The sequence below is a fragment of the Neorhizobium tomejilense genome (genome assembly GCF_964254135.1).
In the GTDB taxonomy this organism is placed as follows: Bacteria; Pseudomonadota; Alphaproteobacteria; order Rhizobiales; family Rhizobiaceae; genus Neorhizobium; species Neorhizobium tomejilense.
Map to the genome: position 1 here is coordinate 2,097,412 of NZ_CAXUSO020000001.1, position 19,190 is coordinate 2,116,601.

The window sequence follows — 19,190 nt, forward strand, 5'->3', positions numbered from 1 at the left end:
TGATCCTAATGCCCCGCCATAGCGATTCCGAGGTTTTCATGAGCGACACCGGTCAGACAGAAGCCAAGTGGGCGAGCCTTCCCTATCATCGTCGCTGGCTCCTGAACGAGGCCGACGGGCTCTTCGATTTTTTCCAGTACCGGGCGATGAACCCAAAGGGCGGCTTCTTCGATCTCGACGACCAGGGCTTGGCCCTCGGCGGCGCCAATCCGACGCGGGGCATCCATGCCTCGGCGCGTATGGTCCATTGTTTCTCGATCGGCTACCTGCTCGGCCGGCCAGGCTCCGGCGATATCATCGACCACGGCATGCGCACTCTCTGGGAGCGCCATCGCGATAGCGAATATGGCGGTTATTTCTGGCAGGTCAACGATGACGGCGCTGCCGATTCCGCCAAGCAGGGTTACGGCCACGCCTTCGTGCTGCTCGCCGCCTCCTCGGCAAAGGTCGCCGGCCATCCTCTCGCCGACCAGATGCTCGCCGACATAAGCGAGGTCCTGGAAACTAGGTTCTGGGAACCGCGCCACGGCGCGATCGCGGAGGAATTCGCCCGCGACTGGTCGCCGATCGACGGCGGCAGCTATCGCGGCCAGAATTCCAACATGCACCTCACCGAAGCGCTGATGGCCGCTTTCGAAGCGACCGGCGAGAAGGCCTATCTCGACAAGGCGGAAAGCATCGCCGACCTCGTCATCCGCCGCTCCGCCGGCAGCGTCGGTTTCCGGGTCGCCGAACATTTCGATCCGGAATGGACGATCGACAAGGACTATTACCATCCCGACGAGATGTTCCGCCCCGCCGGCACCACGCCCGGCCACTGGCTGGAATGGTCGCGCCTCCTGCTGCAGCTCTGGACGCTCGGGGACAAAAAGCACGGCTGGATGCCGGATGCGGCGAAATCGCTGTTTATCCAGTCCATGTCACTCGGCTGGGACAAAGAGAAGGGCGGCTTCTTCTACACGCTCGACTGGAACGACAAGCCCGCCAAGACCAACAAGCTCTGGTGGCCGATGTGCGAGGCAGCCGGTGCCGCGCATTTCCTCAATGAGCACCTGTCGGCCGACGATTTCTACGAGGACAGCTACCGGCGGATCTGGGGCACGATCGCCAATCGTTTCATAGATCACAAGAACGGCGGCTGGCACGAGGAACTGACCGAGGATCTCGTCCCGGCCCACACCCTCTTCCCCGGCAAGGGCGATATCTATCACGCCCTGCAGGCCTGCCTCATTCCGCTCTTTCCGGCAAACGGCAGCCTGACGAAGGTCATCGCCGAGGCCGAGGGGCGTATCTGAGGCATGCCGTCACGTCACCCCGTGGTGACGGAACTATCCATGCCTGCGTCAGTTTCCCGTGTCACCGAGTTGTAACATCGGGATATCGTGAACCATGCTCAACGTTCTCGCGGAAGAGTTTTCGCACGAGGCGCCCGTTGCGATCGAAGTGCTTCTGGTGAGGCTGGTCGGCGCAACACTCCTCTGCGGCCTGATCGGCCTGGAACGCGAGTTCCGCAACAATTCCGCCGGCCTGCGCACCAACATGCTGATCGGCCTCGCATCCGCCGTGTTCACCCTCGCCGGCCTGCAGATCATGCATGAATTCGGAAACCACCCCGATACGGTCCAGATCGACCCGATCCGTCTTATCGAGGCCGTTACCGCCGGGATCGCCTTCCTCGCCGCCGGCGTCATCTTCCAGATGCGTGGCGATGTAAAAGGCCTGACGACCGGCGCCAGCATGTGGCTGTCGGGCGCGATCGGCCTTTGCGTTGGCCTCGGCATGTGGATCGTCGCAGTGACGGCGACCGGCGCCGGCATCATCGTCCTCTGGCTGCTGCGCAAGACCGAAGTGGCCGCGGGCTTGAAAGATGAATAGCGGCAAGGCATCGGAGATAATGCGGATCACCCGCTCGAGCGCGGCGTCACCATTGCCCGGATGCGGGTCGTCAACAGCTCGTAGTCATAGGGCTTGGTAATCAACGCGGTATTGCCGAGCGTCTCCGATCCCGGCACGTTGCGGTCGCCGGTGGCGAAGATCACCGGCAGATCGGCCAGCGTTTCGCGCAATTTCAAGGCGAGCTGCAAGCCGCTCATTTCCGGCAGATGGACGTCGGTGACGAGAATGTCGATCGGATCGCTGCCCGCCGCGGCAAGCGCTTCGGAAGCCGATCCGGCCTCGATTACGGTCATGCCTGCATCCTGCAGGAAATCGGCGGTCGAGATGCGGATCAGCGCCTCGTCTTCCACCAGCAGAACGGAGATCGGCAGATCCGGCGCCGACGTTTGTTCGACGGCAGGTTTGGCCGAAGCTGCCTCGGCCGAACTTGCATCGGCCAAACTTGCCTCGGAAGGACTTTCCGGTAAGCGCGGCCGTGGAGTCTGCCGATTCTGCTCGATCACCTGGCGGATTTTTCGGGCGAGCGCCTCCCGCGTATAGGGCTTGCTCAAGAGATTGACGCCTGGGTCGAGCCGCCCGCCATGGACGATCGAATTTTCGGTGTAGCCCGAGGTGAACAGGACGCCGAGATGCGGCAGCCGCTCCTTAGCCCTTTTGGCGAGATCGCTGCTCTTCAGCCGCCCCGGCATCACCACGTCCGTGAACAGGCAGTCGATCGGCACGCCGCTTTCGATGATCGCAAGCCCGCTGTCGGCATCCTTGGCCCGCAGGACCCGGTACCCCAGTTCGGCAAGCAGGCTGACGGTGATTTCCCGCACCGCTTCATCGTCCTCGACGACCAGGATCGTCTCGTTTCCGCCGAGGGCAGCGCCACCGGTATTTTCGGCGACCACATCCTCGTCCTCCATCGATCGCGGAAGATATATCCGCACGGTGGTGCCGTTTCCCGGCTCGCTGTAGATCCGGATATGGCCGCCGGACTGTTTGACGAAACCGTAGACCATCGACAGTCCGAGACCTGTCCCCTTGCCCTCCGGCTTGGTGGTGAAGAAGGGGTCGAAGACCTTGCCGAGAATGTCGGCCGTCATGCCCGTACCGGTATCGGTGACCGCGAGCATCACGTATTGGCCGGCCTCGATGTCGAACGTGTGGCTCGCATATTCGTCGTCGAGGTAGGCATTGCCGAGTTCGATCGTCAGCTTGCCCTGCCCGTTCATCGCATCGCGCGCGTTGATCGCGAGGTTGAGGAGCGCATTCTCGACATTGCTCGGATCGACAAGCGTGTTCCACAGCCCGCCGCCGACGATCGTGTCGATCTCGATCGCTTCGCCGAGGCTGCGCCTCAGGAGATGGTCCATCTCGCGGATCAGGCGGCTCAGATTGATCACCTTCGGCGAAAGCGGCTGGCGGCGGCCGAAGGCGAGAAGCTGCGAGGCAAGCCGGGCGCCGCGCGAAGCCCCTGCAAGCGCGCTGTTCAACCGCCTTTCGGCCACTTCGTTGCCCGCAAATTCCCGGCCGAGAAGCTGAAGATTGCCGGTGATCACCTGCAGGAGATTGTTGAAGTCGTGGGCGATGCCGCCGGCGAGATTGCCGATCGCCTCCATCTTCTGGCTTTGGCGAAGCACCTCCTGCGTCTGCTCGAGCTCGATAGTTCTTTCCTCGACGCGGTGGCCGAGGGTTTCGGCGAGGCTGGAAAGCTCCGATTCTGTCTTCTTCTGCTCATCGATATCGGTATTGGTGGCAACCCAGAGGGTGATCTCGCCCTCGGCATTCTTGATCGGCACCGCGCGGCTGATGAACCAGCGATAGACGCCGTCGTGGCGGAGAAGGCGGATTTCCGTCTCCAGCCGGCTTCCGGTGCGCAAGGCCTCGCCCCAGGCGGCGGCAATCCGGGGCGAATCGTCCGGATGGAGCATCTCGGAGCGCCGTTCCCTGTCGAAATAGAAGGACTCCAGGCCGCTATAGGTGAAGATCTGGTCGTTGCACCATTGCATCCGGCCATCCGGCGTTGCCGTCCACACATGTGTCGGCAAGGACTGGGCAAGCGTCCTGAAACGGTCCTCGTTTTCGCGGGCCGCCTCCTGGGCACGGCGAAGCTCCGTAACGTCCTGGCCCTGCACGAAAATGCCGCTGACCATCCCGTCGTGATCGCGGATCGGCTGATAGACGAAATCGAGAAAGCGCTCTTCCGGCTCAGCGCTTTCGGGGGACTGGAAAACGACGCGCGCGCCATAGGCGCTATAGGGCGTGCCGGTCCGGTAGACCTCGTCGAGAAGCTCGTAGACACCCTGGCTGGCGACATCCGGCAGAGCCTCGCGCACCGTCTTGCCGATCAGGTCCTCGCGGCCGACGATCGTCCGGTACGACCTGTTGACGATCGAGAAAACATGCTCCGGGCCGCGCAGCACGGCCATGAAGCCGGGCGCCTGCTCGAACAGCATGCGCAGATATTCCCGCTCCTCGCCGAGCGCGGCATTCTGCCCCTGGACCGCATCGGCCCGGCGCATCAGATCCATATGGACCTTGAGGACGCCATCGCCCGCGGATCGGCTGCGCAGCAGGTGAAGTTCGGTCACGTCCACCGTATGCTGCAGGATAAAGATCAGCCGCCCCGCCTCGTCCTTGATCGGCGTATGGGTTGCGCTCCAGTAACGATCCTCGAGCTCTCCATCGGGACCTGGGATCGGATAGGGGATGAGCGGCAGGTGATCCACCTCGGCGGTGGAGAGGACCTTGGCGAAGGACTGGCGCAGCAGCCGGCCCGGGACAGAATCCGGTTCGCTTGGAAACGCATCGAACATGGTACGGTCGACAAGCTCTTCACGGCTGCGCCCCGTCACCGCCAGATAAGCGTCGTTCATTCCGACAAGCCGCAATTCCCGGTCGAGTATGACATAGGGATTGGGTGAGAGATTAAACAACTGATTCAGATCGATTTCGGAAAGCTCCGTCAGTCTGAACATGCGCCGTCCCTGATGCCAATGCATCACAGGTTATAAGGCTTCCGCTAATATTGACAATTGAAATCAGGAGGGTTCAGGAAATCTCCCGCGGGATTATCGCGATACGCTAAAAGACGTCTAAAGCCCCGATTTTGCTCGCGGTTCCGGCACCGCCCTGTGCGGGATCAAGGCGGATTACTTGATCCGGATCCGCTGCCTTTCCACCGGTTGGACGAAAAGCCGGGCGACCTCGTCGGCCGGCATCGCCTTGCCGTAACGATAGCCCTGCCCCGCCTCACAGCCCATCAGGCGAAGTGCGGCCTCCTGCTCCTCGGTCTCGATGCCTTCGGCAATCGTCTTCAACCCCAGTTCCCTGCTGAGCGCGATCAGCGCCCGGGTAATGGCGGCATCGCGCGGTTTGGTCAGGAGATCGCGCACGAACCCCATGTCGATCTTGAGCGTCGTCAGCGGATAGCGCTGCAGCGAACCGAGCGAAGCATAGCCGGTGCCGAAATCGTCGAAAGCAATGCCGACGCCGAGTTCGCTCAGCGCCTGAATAGACTCGAGCGACTGATCGTCGTCGTTGAGCGTGACCGTTTCGGTGATCTCGATCTCCAGGAGCCTCGGATCGAGGGCATAGCGCGCAATCAGGTCGATGACGCTGCGCGCCAGATCGCCGGCCCGGACCTGCGCGGGAAACAGATTGACGCCCATCTTGATCGGCGGATACCCGGCCGCATCCCAGGCAGCCATCTGGCGGCCCGCCTCGTCCAGCACCCAGAAGCCCACGTCGAGCGCGATCGAACTCTGCTCCAGAGCCGGGAGAAAGGCCGCCGGCGACAGGAGCCCGCGCTCCGGATGCTGCCAGCGGATGAGCGCCTCGACGCCGAATACCTCGCCGGTGTCGAGCGTCACCTGCGGTTGGTAGTGCAGCACCAACTCGTTCTTGTTCAGCGCCCGCAGCAGTTCGTCCCGCAGCATTCGCTTTGCCAGGGTCTCGTTGCGCATCGACTGTTCGAACATGCGCACAACCCGGCCGCCGGCCTGCTTGGCCCGGTAGAGCGCGAAGTCGGCACTGGCGATGAGCTCCTCGCAATCGGAACCATGGTTCGGCGCAAGCGAAAAGCCGACGCTCGCCCCGACGCGGAACGTGTGCCCGGCAACCTCGAACGGTATCTTGAAAGCCTCGATGACCGCATTTGCAGTTTTCTGGGCGACGAGGGGATCCCCGGTTCCGGGAATGAGAATGGCAAACTCGTCGCCGCCGAACCGGGAGACCGTGACGTTGCGGTCGAGGACGGCCGGCAATCTGACACCGATCGCCTGCAGCAGGGAATCGCCGACGCCGTGCCCCAGCCGATCGTTGACGTCCTTGAACCCGTCGAGGTCGAAGAGCAGCACGGCGAGCGGCCGGTTGCGCGCCAGTTCCTCGCGCAGAAGATCCTCGAAACGAGGCCGGTTGCACAAGCCGGTGAGCGTATCCTGGCTTGCCAGCCTCAGGAGCCGGACGTCGCGGTCGCGGCGTTCGGATATGTCCTTGATGATGGCGCCCACGCCGACGCCGCGCTGATCGTGCCAGATCGAAAGCGCCATCTCGATCGGAAACTCCGTGCCATCCTTGCGGCATGCCGAAATCTCGACGGTCTTGCCCTTGAGCATGGAACTGCCGCCCGCGGCCACGCGCGCGAGACCGGCGTTGTGAGCGGCGCGGAAACGTTCGGGCACGATCAGGTCGAGCGAGCCGCCGACCATCTCCTCCCGGCTGAAGCCGAACATATCGAGCGCCGCCTGGTTGACGAACTCGACGCGGCCGGTGGGATCGACGGTAATCAGCGAGAGATCGGTGGCATCCGCAAAGTTGGCAGCCGTCGCCTGCGGTATGCCCTCGCGACGCAATTCCATGTGCTCCATGACCATGGCGGCAAGGCCGGCGAGCGTTCGCCTTTCCCGCTCGGAGAAACTTTCTCGCACATGCGTATCGGCAATGCACAGCGCTCCGAGCCGGAAACCGTCCGGCGAGATCAGCGGCGCACCGGCATAAAACCGGATGAATGGTTCGCCGGAGACGATCGGCAGGCCGGAGAATCGCGCATCCAGTCGCGCATCGGAGACGACAAGGACATCGTCCGTGCGGATCGTGTGATCACAAAAGGTTTCGGATCGGTGGGTCTCCTCGATATCGAGACCCGAACAGGCCTTGAACCATTGCCGATCCTCTTCGATCAGCGTCACGAAAGCCATGCGCGTGGAAAAAAGCTCGGAGGCAAAACGGCAGATTCGGTCGAAACGGTTTTCAGGCCCGGAGCCCGCGATGCGATAGTTCGCCAGAGCGTCGAGCCGTCTGCGCTCCGCAATATCGATGCTGTCGGCGTAAGACATCTCTGCTCCAGAGGAGGGCGGGTAGTAGGACTACCATAGAAATCCATCCATTAGAGAAAGCATAACGGGGCGCCCCCAAGAAATGAATGGTGTTTGACGGGGTCCTCCCCCGTTCGGCCCGATGTAAGAGAGCTTTCTCGACTTAAAATGAAAAACCTCCCGGATTTACATCCGGAAGGCTGCTTCGGTAAGGCACAATGTCCCGAAATGGATCATCCTATCGGAGAAGATAGTAACGGCCGCGCTCGTCGCGCTCCAGTCCCTTGGAGCGGAAGGTGTCGAGTTCGCGGACGACCTCGCGGCCATCGCGGCTGCCGACGGCGGCCATCAACTCCTCGAAATGCTTGGCGCCATCCTTCAAAGCCGCTTCGAGCGACGGAAAACGCCTGCCCGGATAGGACGGAGCCTGCGGCGTGACGAGCTCCCAGCTCTGGGCATGCTGCATCGGCCAGGTCAGGTCGTAGCCGGCCTTGGCGCCGGAGCGGGAGCCGTGAAGCGACGGATCGAGCGGCGACAGCCGAACGCCGGTGGCGATCACCAGATCCCGGTCGGCCTGGAAGCGGGTACCGAACGCCCATTCCATCTGGCTGTCGTCGAAGATGTCGATATCCGGATCGACGACGAAGACGTTCTTGACGCCGACGGCGCCGAGAACCGCATAGAGTGCCGAACGGGCCTCGCCCGGATAGGTCTGGCGGATGGAGAAGCGCATGCTCATCGAGCCGCCGGCGGCGACCGGCGCATAGACGGCGACCGGCTGGCGCACGACGTCGCGGAGCGTCTTCCAGACGTTCATCTCCATACGCAGCGCTTCAAGGTTGGAGGTATCGGTGAAGTCCATGCGATTGCCGCTGATGGTCGCGGTCTGGAACAGCGCGTCCCTGCGGTGAGTGATGGCGGTGACATGGAAGACCGGATTGGTTTTCACGACGCCGTAATAGCCGAGATATTCGCCGTAGGGCCCTTCCTTCTCCACGTAACCGCGCTCGTCGAAATAGCCTTCGATGACCATTTCCGCGTCGGCCGGGACCATGATGTCGCTGGTGACGCATTTGACGACCGGCAGCGGCGCCCCGCGCAGGGAGGAGATCAGTTCCAGTTCGTCGACCGGCTCCTTCATGGTGGCGGACACCATGTCGATCGGATGGCAGCCGACCACATAGGCAACGTTCAGCCGCTCGCCCCGCTCGGAAGCGGCCATGTACATGACGCGCAGGTCGCTCGGCGCAATCAGGTCGACACCCGCTTCCTGCGGGCCGCGCAGCATCAGCCGGCGCATGCCGCAATTGTAGCGGCCGTCCTTCGGGTCGATCGTATAGTCGATCGTCGCGGAAATGTAGGGCGCGCCATCGAGCGCGTGCTGCACGTGGACCGGCAGCTTGAGGAGGTCGGCGTCAGTGCCGGACAGCACGACCTGCTGCACGGGCGCTTCGTCACCGGAAAGCTTCACCAGTTCCGGCTTCAGCGACAGGCGGCGGCGCATCTCGAGCGCCACGTCGCCGGCGGGCACGCCGAAAGCCTTGGCAAGACGCGAACGGCTGCCGACCACGTTGCCGATCAGCTGCTGGCCTTCGGGACCTGCATTTTTGAACCAGACGGCCTTCGGGTTGTTCTGAAGGATCGCCGCGACATCGGCCAGATCGACCTTCTCCTCGCGGATCTCGAGCTCGTCGGCGCTCAGGCCCTCGACGAAATTTTTCAACCGGAAACGGTCGAGATCAAGCGCGGCGGCGGATTGAGTTGTCGTATTGGCGGTCATTCTTCCTCTCCCGAAAACGCGTTTCTGCGTAGGACGGTTTTTAGCCAGAACAGTTGATTAAATCAAATATAATTATACAATGTTGTATCAGGTCGCATCGGGGAGGTGTGGCCGACCGGCGTCGACTGCGAGACCTGGTCATCCATGGGAGGAATTCATGCAGACTGTCACTCGTCGTTTCATGCTTGCCGCATCGGTCGCCGTTGCCGGTAGCGCCCTCGGTCTTTCGCCGGCCGCGGCCCAGACGGATTATCCAAATCAGACCATCAGCATGATCTGCGCGTTCCCGGCCGGCAGCGGCGCCGACGTTATCGTCCGCTTTTTCGCCGAGAAGATCGCCAAGGTCTCGGGCGCCACCATCATCGTCGAAAACAAACCCGGCGCCGGCGGCAACATTGCCGGACAGTACGTCACGCGCTCCAAGCCGGACGGCTACACGATCTTCTTCCACACCGGCAGCGCCGTTGCCGGCAACATGCACATGTTCAAGACGCCGCCCTTCGACGTGGTGAAGGACCTGCAGGTCGCGGCCACCGTCAACAAGCAGCCGCACATGATCGCCGTTCCGGTATCGAGCCCGATCAGGGCCATGAAGGAACTGACCGAATACCTGAAGAAGGAAGGCTCGAACGCGAGCTATGCCGTCAACAACACGTCGGGCAAGGTGCTGGCAGCCATCTACAAACAGGAAGCCGGCCTCGAAACGGTCGAGGTCGCCTATAAGAGCAGCGCCGATTCCGTGAACGACATCATGAGCGGTGCCATGGCCTTTGCCGCCCAGGATCCGGTCTTCTCCCTGTCGCAGCTCCGCGAAGGCCGCTACCGCCTGCTGGCCGTCAGCTCCGCGAAACGCATTCCGGGCGCTCCCGACGTTCCGACCATGACCGAAGCCGGTTATCCGATGGACCAGGTCGGCTGGTTCGCGATGATGGTTCCCTCGGCGACCCCGAAGGATATCGTCAACAGGATCAATGGCTGGACCAGGCAGGTCCTCGGCCAGGAAGAGGTCAGGAAGTTCGTGACCGACCAGGGCGGCGACGTGTTCGTCTCGACGCCGGAAGAGGGTCAGGAGTACCTCAAGAAGGAGGTCGCGGCCTGGGCCGGCTATGTCAAGGTTGCCAATATCCCGCAGCAGTGAACCCTTCGGCCTCGCGGTTCGTTGCATAGGCGGAAGCGGCGCACCGTCGCTGCTTTCATTCGTGCAGGCACCCGCCCGCACGTCGGCACAAATAAACGCGCAAAAGTATATGCTTTTTAAGCTACAACCGCTTCGGCCGTTGGACGCCGCATCCGCGCGCATGCTAGAACGAATTCGAGGATAGGCTGTCAGGTTTCAGATGCACACAGGAATGGGGTTCCTCCTGCAGACGATCGGCTTCGGGTAGGCATCATGGCTTCCAAGACGTTCGCCGAAAAGAAGGATGACTATATTCAGTCTTTCTTGAGCCGTCGGTTTTCCCCCGCCGAGGTTTATGTCATTGCGACCGTCGGCGTGCTGATCGCGTTCGGGCTGCGCATTTCGCTGCATGGCGTCCTCGACGAAAGGGCGCCTTTCACGTTCTTCATTCCGCCGATCCTGGTCGCCGCCCTTATCGGTGGCCTGCGGGCCTCGCTTTTCGCGGTGGCCCTTTCCGTTCTGGCAGGCTACATCATCAAGGAGTTGACGCCGCGAGGAGCTGTTTTTTCGGAAATGGCCATGCTGAGCGCCATTGGCGTGGTGATCGCGCTGCTCGGCGAAATCCTTCACTCCGCCCGAAAGGCGATCGGAAAAGCCCAGGCCAGGGCTGATTCCCGCGAAGCCCATCTTCGCTCCGTCCTCGACACCGTTCTCGATGCCAGCATCGTCAGCACAAGGGACGGGACGATCGTCTCCTTCAACGCCGCTGCAATCCGCCAGTTCGGCTACAGCGAAGAAGAGGTGGTCGGCCAGAACCTGCGCATGCTGATGCCGGAACCCTACCGCCGCGAACACGACGGTTACATGGAAAGGTATCTGAGGACCGGCGAGAAGCGGATCATCGGCATGGACCGCGTGGTCGTCGGGCGCCGCAAGGACGGCTCGACCTTCCCGATGAAGCTTGCTGTCGGCGAGACCCATACCGGCGGGGAAACCTTCTTCACCGGCTTCGTGCGCGACCTGACCGAACGCGAGGAATCGGCCGCACGCCTGCAGGAGATCCAGGGAGAGCTCGCACGGCTCGCCCGCCTCAATGAAATGGGTGAAATGGCATCCACCCTCGCCCACGAACTGAACCAGCCGCTCTCGGCGATCGCCAACTATGTGCACGGTTGCGCACGCCTTCTGCGCGACATGGACGAAGCCGTGGCGGTGCGCATGCGCGAAGCTCTGGAAGAAACGGCGCATCAGTCGCTCAGGGCAGGCCGGATCATCAAGCACCTCCGGGAATTCGTGACCAAGGGCGAAACTGAAAAGGCACCGGAGAACATCCGGCGCCTGGTAGAAGAAGCCGGAGCCCTGGCGCTGGTCGGCTCGCGTGAAAAAGGTGTCCGGGCGATTTTCGAATTCGCGCAAGGACCGGAAATGGTCACCGTCGATCGCATTCAGGTCCAGCAGGTGCTCACCAACCTGATGCGCAACGCCATCGAGGCGATGCGCGACAGCCCGCGGCGGGAACTGGTCATCCGCACCCTGCAGGAGGACGAAGACATGATCCAGGTGATCGTCCAGGATACCGGCCCCGGCATTCCCGAAGAGATCGCCGGGCAGCTTTTCAAACCCTTCGTCACCACCAAGGCCGGCGGCATGGGGATAGGGCTTTCGATTTCCAAGCGCATCGTCGAAGCGCATGGCGGCGAGATGACGGTGACGCGCAATGAGGCCGGAGGAGCGACGTTCCGTTTCACACTCCCGATCGACAAGGAGGAACGCGAGAATGCAGACGGGTGACTACACGATCCATATCGTCGACGACGAGGAGCCGGTCAGAAAGTCCCTTGCCTTCATGCTGACCATGAACGGCTTTGCCGTGCGCATGCATGAAACCGCCTCGTCCTTCCTGCAGTTCGCGCCGAGCGTGCGAAACGGCGTTCTGGTCACCGACCTCAGGATGCCGGACATGACCGGCGTCGAGCTGATCCGCAAGCTGACAACCAGCCGGACCGGCATTCCTTCGATCGTCATCACCGGCCACGGCGACGTGCCGATGGCAGTGGAGGCGATGAAGGCAGGCGCCGTCGACTTCATCGAAAAACCGTTCGGCGACACGGTCATCATCGAGGCGATCCAGCGGGCGGCCGAGCTGCTGTCGGATAAAATGCTCGATACGGACGACCTGGCCGAGGTTCAGACGCGGCTTGAAAGCCTGAGCGACCGGGAGAGGCAGGTGCTGGCGGCCGTGGTTGCCGGCCTGCCGAACAAGTCGATCGCCTATGATCTCGACATAAGCCCCCGCACCGTCGAGGTGCACCGCGCCAACGTGATGGCCAAGATGAAGGCGAAAAGCCTGCCGCAACTCGTTCGCATGGCGATCGCCGCCGGCTTCGGCCCCAATTGAACGGCGGAAAAATATTGGAATTTCTTGATCTATCGCAAAGCGCCACTCCCCAGGCAGGCCCTAGATATCTGATTTGAGCGGCTCTCCGGCTGCCCCCACCCGCGCGGGAAGTTTGGTGTTATCACAAGCGAGAAGCATAGTCGTCATCGCGCCCGATCTCGGTCTCAGGCAGTCGTTGACATTCGCACTCGAGGTAGAGGGCTACCGGGTCGAGGCCCATGAATCCTGGCGCAAGAGCGCCGCCATCCTCGGCCCAACGCTTTGCATGATCATCGACGACCAGGTGCTGCGCTCCTCGAGCGATATCCTGCAGCGCCTGCTCCAGTCGGGCCAGGCGGTGATCCTGCTCACCGACGGCATGTCTCCACCCATCGAAGGCGAGATCGGCCCGGTCCTGAGCCTCGCCAAGCCGTTCAACGGCGCCGATCTTCTGGGTCTCGTCAAGAACCTTGCGCTCACGGCCTGAGCCGGATCGAAGCTGTCCTGCCGCCCGCCCCTACGTAAATCCCCCTAGTGATACAACCCAATTTTTCCCCTGCACGTCTTCTGTCATCTTGAGACTACAGCAAGGGGAGACGTGAACATGCACACCGCAGCCGCTCATGCCACGAAGTTGGAGCTCACCAAGAGCCAGATCGTGATCGCACCCCAGACCGCGGGTCTCTTCCGGGCCAATTCTGTGACGACCTTCAATGCCGGCGCCGAAATCTACGCCCCCGGCGACAAGGCAGGAACATTCTATCACGTCGAATTCGGTGCCGTGCGGATCCACCGCCTGTTGTCGGACGGAAGAAGGCAGGTCATCGCCTTCCATCTGGCTGGGGAAACCTTCGGGTTCGAGGCCGACCGGACCCATAGTTTCTTCGCCGAAGCCATCGCCCCGACGGGCTTGCGCGCCATCAACCGGGCCGCCAACGACCAGGCCTTGCCGGAACTGCTTTCTCTGGCGCTGCGCGGCATGCTGCGCGCCCAGGAACATATCATGATGATCAGCCGCCAGACGGCGGTGGAACGGATCGCCGGCTTCCTCGTCGACATGGCGGAACGCCAGGGCGGGCTCGAATATTTCGACATACCCATGACCCGGCTTGATATAGCCGACTATTTAGGCCTGACGATCGAAACGGTGTCGCGCGTTTTCGCAAAACTCCGGACGGCCGGCCTTATCAAACTGCGGAGCATTCGTTGCATCGAGATCAAAAAGCACGAAGCACTCCGCAGCCTCTGCGCATGACAGTGAACGAAAGTGCATAGCAGTGCATGAGCGGACGGTGGCGGCCGTCCGCTGACCATGGAAGTGCATATCTCCTCAATTTCGTAACATCCTCCTCACTGCTAAGCGGCAGGTCATCGTCCCCCGGCGACCTGCCGCAAAGTCGTGCCTGCCGATCAGAAGACGATTGAGAATCAGTCCCGCGCCACTTCCAATTCGTCGAGCAAACTGCGCATCTGCCGGACGATCTCGCTGCTCGTCTCATAGGAAACAGGCGCCTGGAACCCGAAGGCAACGGCGCGTTCGTCCGTGCTTCCGACGGGCCGGCGGCAGGAGCTGTGGACCTCGTGCACGCCGGTTTCGCGCACCACCCGTTCGACGGTCGCGAGATTGATGCCGCCGCCGGGCATGATCGACATTCGGTCCCCCGCCCGCTCCACCAGCATCTTCAACATCTCGGTCCCGTCCAGCCCTCTGACCTTGAGGCCGGAGGTCAGGATGCGTTCGACGCCGAGCGCGACCGCCTGTTCCAAGGCCTCGAACGGATCCGGCACCAGATCGAAAGCGCGGTGAAGTGTCACCCCGAGGCCTTGTGAATGCGCCATCAGCCGCTTGAGCAAGCCCATGTCGAGGGTCATGTCCGGCCGGCTCGCGCCGATCACGACGCCGGCAAGGCCCCCCGCCCGAACCGCATCGATATCGGCCATCATCGCTGCCTCGTTGTCGGCATCGTAGACGAAGCTGCCGGCGCGGGGCCGGATGATCGCATAGACCGGGATCGGCGCCTTGGCGGCAAGCGCGATCATGCCCGGCGGCGGCGTCAGCCCGCCGACATCGAGTGCCGCGCAGAGTTCGATGCGGTTTGCGCCGCCGGCGATGGCGGCCGCCAGACCTTCGGGACTATCGACGCAGACTTCAAGCAGGATGGACAGGATCAGTCTCCTTGATGACCGGCACTCTCGTGTAATAGCAGGCGCCGCTGAAAAGCGCTTTAATGACCTTGAACGGCACTCTCGCGACCGTAGCCGGCGCTTTGATGGCCGAGCACGGCGGCACCGACCAGCCCGCCATCCTCCTGACGGAGCGCTGGTGTCACCAGCGGGTGATTGAAGCGATTGAGGATACGCTTGCGCACCGCCCGGTCCAGCGCATCGATGAGCGGCGTGACCGAGGCAAGCCCGCCGCCGACCGGCACGATCGAGGCGCCGGTGACATTGACCGACAGCGCCAGCGGATCGGCGATCAGTTCGAGATAGACGGCGACGGTCCTTGCCGCCTTCGCCTCGTCCGCCTGCCAATCCTCGAGGATTCGATAACTCGTCTCCTCGCAGCCATGCAGGAAATGATGCAGCCGCTCGATGCCGCGCGCCCCGCCGATCGTGTCGACGCAGCCGGACTGGCCGCAGCCGCAGGAAAAGCGCGGGATATGCAGCGTCTCGCCATCGATCTCGACCGTAGTGTTGAGGATCGGGCCGTGACCCCACTCCCCGGTGACCCCGCCGGCCCCGCGAACCAGCCGCCCGTCGATCGCGAGCCCCCCGCCGATGCCGGTGCCCATGATGGCGCAGAAGACGACCGCATGGCCTCGCCCTACCCCCTCGTTGGCCTCGGCGAGCGTCAGGCAGTCCGCATCGTTTGCGGCCAGCACCGGCCGTCCGAGGATGAGTGAGAGTTCGTCGCCGATCCGTCTGCCGGTAATGCAGGGAATATTGGCTGAGGTGGCAACCCCGGTCCGAGGATCGATGAGGCCGGCAATCGACAGCGCCAGCGGCGAAGCCGGATCGCCCGCCTGCGAATTGCGCTCGATAAGCGTCGCGAGGGAGGCCGCAAGATCGTCCCAATTGGCGGCAGGCGTCGCCACCTTCTCCAGCGGAACAAGCGCACCCGGCGCCGGCGAGACCGCAAATTTCATGAACGACCCGCCGATATCGACGCAGAAGACCGGTCTGCCCGGCCCGATCCGGCCCGTCGTGCGGGGTGTGGCGGCGATGCTCATTTGCGCGGATCCAGAAGGTCGCGAAGACCGTCGCCGAGAATGTTGAAGCCGAGCACGGTGATCATGATCGCCAGCCCCGGAAACAGCGACATCCAGATGTTGAGGCCAAGATAGTTGCGGCCGTCGCTCATCATAGCGCCCCACTCGGGAAGCGGCGGCTGGGCGCCGAGGCCGAGGAACGACAGGCTTGCGGCCGACAGGATGACCGTGCCGGCGGTCAGCGTCGACTGCACGATGATCGGCCCGATCGCGTTGCGCAGGATGTAATGGCTCATGATCCGGCGGCGCGAGATGCCGAGCGAGACGGCGGCTTCGACATAATCCATGCGCTTCAGGCCCAGCGTCAGGTTTCGGCTGAGCCGGGCGTAGACCGGCACGGAGAAAATGGCAATGGCGATCAAAAGGTTGATCAGGCTGGTGCCGAGCACGCTGACGATCAGGATGGCGAGCACGATGCCCGGAAAGGCAAACAGGATGTCCATCGTCCACATGATCGCCTGGTCGACATAACGGCCGCTCATGCCCGACAGGATGCCGAGCGGCACGCCGACCAGCACCGCCAGCCCTACGGCCAGGACCACTTCAAGCAACGAGATGCGCGCCCCGAAGATGACCCGGGCGAAGATGTCGCGACCGTTGTCATCGGTGCCGAATGGATGCGCCAGCGACGGCGGCTCCATGGTCGCCAGCAGATCCTGCATGTAAGGGTCGGCGGGTGCAATCAACGGCGCGAAGATCGCGGCGAGCACGATGATGCCGATCAACAGGCTACCCAGCGTGATGCTGCGATGGGTCGCCATCCAGCGCAGTCCCCGGAGAACGGCCGGGCGCCGCGACGCGATATCGGTGTCAACGGACGCCATCAGTCGAACCTTATCTTCGGGTTGAGGACGGCGATCAGCAGCTCGGCGAGAAAGTTCATCATCACCACGCCGGTGACCGCCACCAGCGTCACGCCCTGGATGACCGGATAATCCCGGTAGCGCACCGCATCGACCAGAAACCGTCCGATACCCGGCCAGTTGAAGACGGATTCGGTGACCACCGCACCGCCCATCAGGCTGCCGAAATTCAGGCCGACAATGGTGATGATCGGCAGCAGCGCGTTGCGCAGCGCATGGCTCCAGTAGATCTTGCTGGGCGCCACGCCCTTGGCATAAGCCGTGCGGATATAATCCTGGCTCATCACCTCGATCATGCTGGAGCGCGTCATGCGGGCGATGACGGCCGTCGGCAGTACCGCAAGCGTGATCGACGGCAGGATGAAGCTTTTCCACGAACTGGCGCCCAAGAGCGGCAGCCAGCCGAGCTGCACGGAAAACGTATTCATCGCCATCAGCGCCAGCCAGAAATTGGCGATCGAGGCGCCGGCAATCGCAAGAATCATCACGAACTGGTCCGGCCAGCCATGCCGGTAGATTGCCGCGATCATCCCGGCCGGCACGCCGATGCCGATCGCGATCAGATAGGCGGTGATCGCCAGCCCGATCGTGAACGGCAGGCGTTCACCGATTTCAGCGACGACCGGCAGTTTGGACTTGATAGACGTACCGAGATCACCCCTCACCGCCCCATAGGCAAACGAGGCGTATTGCGCCGGCAGGCTGCGGTCGAGGCCGAGCCGGACGGTCATGTTGTCGACCGCCTCCTGCGTCGCTTCCGGTCCGGCCATCAGCCGGGCCGGATCGCCCGGCAGCGCGCGGATCGCCACGAAGACCAGCAGCGAAACGCCGACCAGGATCAACGGCAGAGCCAGCAATTTCTTGAGGATATAGGCTTTCATCCGCCTGCCCTGGAGCCCGTTATTTCGGCCCCATGTTTCATAAAAGGAAACGGCGGACGGATTTCTCCATCCGCCCCGCATTATGCATATTACTTCTTGGCGTCTTTGACGACGATCAGGCCGCCCGGAATGACCCACGTGCCCTTGACGCTGGCGCGCGTCGCAAACAGGTCCTGCTTGGTATAGAGCAGAACATGCGGAGCCTGCTCGTTCACTTGTCTCTGGGCGTCGACATAGATGGCGTTGCGCGCCTTTTCGTCGAGCGTCGAGGCGGCCTTGTCGATCAACTCGTCGAGCTTGGCGTCAGAAAAGAAGCCGAGGTTCGCGCCGGCCGGCGACGCGCTCTTCGAGTAGTAGAGCGGACGGAACTGCAGATCGGCGCCGTTGACGCCGGAGGACCAGGAGGCGATCGACGAACCGATATTGTCCTTCTCCTTGCCGGCCGGATCCTGGAAGGCCGCCTTCGACCAGACGCCGCCCTCCATCTTGCGCACGTCCAGCTTGACGCCGGCCTTAGCCCACATCGCCTGCAGCAGTTCGCCGATGCGCGATTCCTGCTCCTGCACGATGGTCGACATGGCAAAGCCATCCGGGTAACCGGCTTCCTTCAGGAGTTGCTTGGCCTTCTCGATATTGTACGGATATGGGTTCAGCGACTTGTCGTAACCGGGGGTGACCGGGGCGAGCGGCGAGTTGGCCGGCGTCGCATAGCCGTTCATGAACGCCTTGACGAGGCCTTCCCGGTCGGTCGCATAGTTCAGCGCCTGGCGGACGCGGACGTCGTCGAGCGGCTTCAGCTTGGTGTTGAGCGAGACCCAGAACACAGCCGACCCGTCGGTCGTCGAGAGCTTCATCTCGGGGTTTGCCTTGACCTGTGCGGCAAACGCGGCCGGGAATGGGTTGATGACGTCGGCATCGCCGGTCTGCAGGGCCATGTTCATGACGGAAGGCTCGCCGGTCCAGCTCCACTTGATCTGGTCCTCGCCCTTCGGCGTGCCGCCCCACCAGTCGGTGTTCTTGGCCTGCAGCACGTATTCGCCGGACTTGTATTCCTGCAACTTGTAGGGACCGGTGCCGACCGCCTTGGAACCGACCGTGCCGGCGGCATCCGCGGTCGGGCTGACCATCAGGCAGGGACCGGTCGTGAGGAGCGCGAGGAAGGCCGGATACTGCGTCTTCAGCTTGAACTGAACGGTCGTCGGATCGACGGCGGTGACGCCTTCGAGAAAGGTGCGCAACCGGCCGCTGGCGGCAAGGCCGCGCTTGGTATCGAGGTGGCGGGCAAAATTCTTGACCACGGCGTCGGCATCGAAGGCAGTGCCGTCATGGAATTTTACGCCCGGACGCAGCTTGAAGGTCCAGACGAGACCGGACGCGTCGGCCGACCATTCGGTGGCGAGCGCGGGCTTCAGCGACAGATCGGGATCGCGCTTGACGAGACCTTCGTACATCGGGTCGAGCAGGGCTGCGGTATAGGTCGCGGTCTGGTCGCCCGGATCCATGGAGCGCGGGGCTTCTGTCTGCATCACGTTGAGCGTCGCGGCACTCGCCGCGACAGGAAACACGAGGCTGCCCGCAACCGCGCAGGCGAGCGTGAAATGGCGACTTTTCAGGAACATGGTCATGGTCGTTCACCCTTGGTTTTGTTGACACGAGGGCGGTCGTTGCCGCCTTAGATCATTTTTATAATTTATTGGCGTTGATTTG

Annotated in this window: 15 protein-coding genes; 7 read left to right on the forward strand and 8 right to left on the reverse strand. The window is 62.7% G+C overall.

Annotated elements, in window-relative coordinates; translation table 11 throughout:
- The first annotated feature begins 38 nt into the window (after positions 1-38).
- A complete protein-coding gene (locus tag ACSQ3G_RS10770; RefSeq protein WP_436110019.1) occupies positions 39-1,295 on the forward strand; it encodes an AGE family epimerase/isomerase in 1,257 nt (418 codons plus the stop codon).
- A 94-nt stretch (positions 1,296-1,389) separates the two neighbouring features.
- The gene (locus tag ACSQ3G_RS10775; protein WP_436110020.1) at positions 1,390-1,875 is read left to right on the forward strand and encodes an MgtC/SapB family protein; all 486 of its coding nucleotides are present in this window, start codon (positions 1,390-1,392) and stop codon (positions 1,873-1,875) included.
- Positions 1,876-1,901: 26 nt separating this feature from the next.
- Here the strand turns inward: ACSQ3G_RS10775 and ACSQ3G_RS10780 are convergent, their stop codons facing one another.
- The 3 genes from ACSQ3G_RS10780 to ACSQ3G_RS10790 form a co-directional block, all read right to left on the reverse strand.
- Positions 1,902-4,859 (reverse strand): hybrid sensor histidine kinase/response regulator, encoded by a 2,958-nt coding sequence (locus ACSQ3G_RS10780; RefSeq protein ID WP_436110021.1) that lies wholly within the window; start codon positions 4,857-4,859, stop codon positions 1,902-1,904.
- Between the two features lie 174 nt (positions 4,860-5,033).
- The gene (locus ACSQ3G_RS10785; protein WP_436110022.1) at positions 5,034-7,217 is read right to left on the reverse strand and encodes a putative bifunctional diguanylate cyclase/phosphodiesterase; all 2,184 of its coding nucleotides are present in this window, start codon (positions 7,215-7,217) and stop codon (positions 5,034-5,036) included.
- A gap of 217 nt (positions 7,218-7,434) precedes the next feature.
- Positions 7,435-8,976, reverse strand: coding sequence for a UbiD family decarboxylase (locus tag ACSQ3G_RS10790; RefSeq protein ID WP_436110023.1), 1,542 nt, complete (start codon positions 8,974-8,976; stop codon positions 7,435-7,437).
- Between the two features lie 157 nt (positions 8,977-9,133).
- On the opposite strand from ACSQ3G_RS10790, the gene ACSQ3G_RS10795 reads away from it, so the two are divergent.
- The 5 genes from ACSQ3G_RS10795 (at position 9,134) to ACSQ3G_RS10815 (ending at position 13,725) form a co-directional block, all read left to right on the forward strand.
- Positions 9,134-10,114 (forward strand): Bug family tripartite tricarboxylate transporter substrate binding protein, encoded by a 981-nt coding sequence (locus ACSQ3G_RS10795; RefSeq protein ID WP_436110024.1) that lies wholly within the window; start codon positions 9,134-9,136, stop codon positions 10,112-10,114.
- A 252-nt stretch (positions 10,115-10,366) separates the two neighbouring features.
- Positions 10,367-11,884 carry a PAS domain S-box protein gene (locus tag ACSQ3G_RS10800; protein ID WP_436110025.1) on the forward strand — a complete coding sequence of 506 codons (1,518 nt, stop codon included), beginning with the start codon at positions 10,367-10,369 and terminating at the stop codon, positions 11,882-11,884.
- Positions 11,871-12,491: a response regulator FixJ gene (fixJ, locus tag ACSQ3G_RS10805; RefSeq protein ID WP_046667538.1), complete on the forward strand. Its 621-nt coding sequence runs from the start codon at positions 11,871-11,873 to the stop codon at positions 12,489-12,491. The genes ACSQ3G_RS10800 and fixJ overlap by 14 nt, the downstream gene beginning before the upstream one ends.
- Before the next feature lie 115 nt (positions 12,492-12,606).
- Entirely contained in the window at positions 12,607-12,957 is a 351-nt protein-coding gene (locus tag ACSQ3G_RS10810; protein ID WP_172723832.1) for a response regulator transcription factor, read from the forward strand.
- Between the two features lie 117 nt (positions 12,958-13,074).
- Positions 13,075-13,725: a helix-turn-helix domain-containing protein gene (locus ACSQ3G_RS10815; protein ID WP_436110026.1), complete on the forward strand. Its 651-nt coding sequence runs from the start codon at positions 13,075-13,077 to the stop codon at positions 13,723-13,725.
- A 173-nt stretch (positions 13,726-13,898) separates the two neighbouring features.
- On the opposite strand, the gene ACSQ3G_RS10820 is transcribed toward ACSQ3G_RS10815, so the two are convergent.
- The 5 genes from ACSQ3G_RS10820 to ACSQ3G_RS10840 all read right to left on the reverse strand — a co-directional run bounded on the left by ACSQ3G_RS10820 (position 13,899) and on the right by ACSQ3G_RS10840 (position 19,108).
- Positions 13,899-14,636 (reverse strand): copper homeostasis protein CutC, encoded by a 738-nt coding sequence (locus ACSQ3G_RS10820; RefSeq protein WP_436111702.1) that lies wholly within the window; start codon positions 14,634-14,636, stop codon positions 13,899-13,901.
- A 59-nt stretch (positions 14,637-14,695) separates the two neighbouring features.
- Entirely contained in the window at positions 14,696-15,700 is a 1,005-nt protein-coding gene (locus ACSQ3G_RS10825) for an ROK family protein (RefSeq protein WP_436110027.1), read from the reverse strand.
- Complete coding sequence (locus tag ACSQ3G_RS10830) at positions 15,697-16,563, reverse strand: ABC transporter permease (RefSeq protein ID WP_436110028.1); 867 nt, start codon at positions 16,561-16,563, stop codon at positions 15,697-15,699. Before ACSQ3G_RS10830 ends, ACSQ3G_RS10825 begins: the two co-directional genes overlap by 4 nt.
- A complete protein-coding gene (locus ACSQ3G_RS10835; RefSeq protein WP_436110029.1) occupies positions 16,563-17,483 on the reverse strand; it encodes an ABC transporter permease in 921 nt (306 codons plus the stop codon). The genes ACSQ3G_RS10830 and ACSQ3G_RS10835 overlap by 1 nt, the downstream gene beginning before the upstream one ends.
- Before the next feature lie 89 nt (positions 17,484-17,572).
- Positions 17,573-19,108 carry an ABC transporter substrate-binding protein gene (locus tag ACSQ3G_RS10840; protein ID WP_436110030.1) on the reverse strand — a complete coding sequence of 512 codons (1,536 nt, stop codon included), beginning with the start codon at positions 19,106-19,108 and terminating at the stop codon, positions 17,573-17,575.
- Positions 19,109-19,190 lie beyond the last annotated feature (82 nt).

Excerpts from the sequence above, each read along its gene's own strand:
- ACSQ3G_RS10830 (WP_436110028.1), bottom strand. The coding sequence starts at position 16,563 with ATGGCGTCCGTTGACACCGATATCGCGTCGCGGCGCCCGGCCGTTCTC.
- ACSQ3G_RS10800 (WP_436110025.1), top strand. The coding sequence starts at position 10,367 with ATGGCTTCCAAGACGTTCGCCGAAAAGAAGGATGACTATATTCAGTCT.
- ACSQ3G_RS10825 (WP_436110027.1), bottom strand. The coding sequence starts at position 15,700 with ATGAGCATCGCCGCCACACCCCGCACGACGGGCCGGATCGGGCCGGGC.
- ACSQ3G_RS10775 (WP_436110020.1), top strand. The coding sequence starts at position 1,390 with ATGCTCAACGTTCTCGCGGAAGAGTTTTCGCACGAGGCGCCCGTTGCG.
- ACSQ3G_RS10840 (WP_436110030.1), bottom strand. The coding sequence starts at position 19,108 with ATGACCATGTTCCTGAAAAGTCGCCATTTCACGCTCGCCTGCGCGGTT.
- ACSQ3G_RS10795 (WP_436110024.1), top strand. The coding sequence starts at position 9,134 with ATGCAGACTGTCACTCGTCGTTTCATGCTTGCCGCATCGGTCGCCGTT.
- ACSQ3G_RS10815 (WP_436110026.1), top strand. The coding sequence starts at position 13,075 with ATGCACACCGCAGCCGCTCATGCCACGAAGTTGGAGCTCACCAAGAGC.
- ACSQ3G_RS10780 (WP_436110021.1), bottom strand. The coding sequence starts at position 4,859 with ATGTTCAGACTGACGGAGCTTTCCGAAATCGATCTGAATCAGTTGTTT.
- ACSQ3G_RS10770 (WP_436110019.1), top strand. The coding sequence starts at position 39 with ATGAGCGACACCGGTCAGACAGAAGCCAAGTGGGCGAGCCTTCCCTAT.
- ACSQ3G_RS10835 (WP_436110029.1), bottom strand. The coding sequence starts at position 17,483 with ATGAAAGCCTATATCCTCAAGAAATTGCTGGCTCTGCCGTTGATCCTG.
- fixJ (WP_046667538.1), top strand. The coding sequence starts at position 11,871 with ATGCAGACGGGTGACTACACGATCCATATCGTCGACGACGAGGAGCCG.
- ACSQ3G_RS10785 (WP_436110022.1), bottom strand. The coding sequence starts at position 7,217 with ATGTCTTACGCCGACAGCATCGATATTGCGGAGCGCAGACGGCTCGAC.
- ACSQ3G_RS10790 (WP_436110023.1), bottom strand. The coding sequence starts at position 8,976 with ATGACCGCCAATACGACAACTCAATCCGCCGCCGCGCTTGATCTCGAC.